This is a genomic window from Halioglobus sp. HI00S01 (genome assembly GCF_001635445.1).
GTDB classification, from domain to species: domain Bacteria; phylum Pseudomonadota; class Gammaproteobacteria; order Pseudomonadales; family Halieaceae; genus Halioglobus; species Halioglobus japonicus.
Window position 1 is genome coordinate 1 of the sequence record NZ_LWEE01000208.1, and the last position, 202, is coordinate 202.

The 202-nt window shown below is 52.5% G+C and carries 1 pseudogene; it reads left to right on the forward strand.

Features of this window, described 5'->3' with window-relative positions:
* Positions 1-202 (forward strand): annotated as a pseudogene (locus tag A3709_RS23995) (hypothetical protein); the annotation flags it as partial.

The following is a 202-nucleotide window of genomic DNA, read 5'->3' on the forward strand; positions in this document are numbered from 1 at the left end:
TGAGTACACGGAAGAAGTGGTGTGGCTCATCGGCAAAATCGACGGCATTATCTCTACCTACGAGACCAAAGGGAGCGTTGCCGCCGGTACCGATGCCATTGTCGATCACTGGGAAGCCGTGGATTTTCATTCAGCAATAGAAACGCACTATATCCCGCTCTACGCTAGTATCTGGCAAGGGCTATTCGCCGTTAAGACGGCG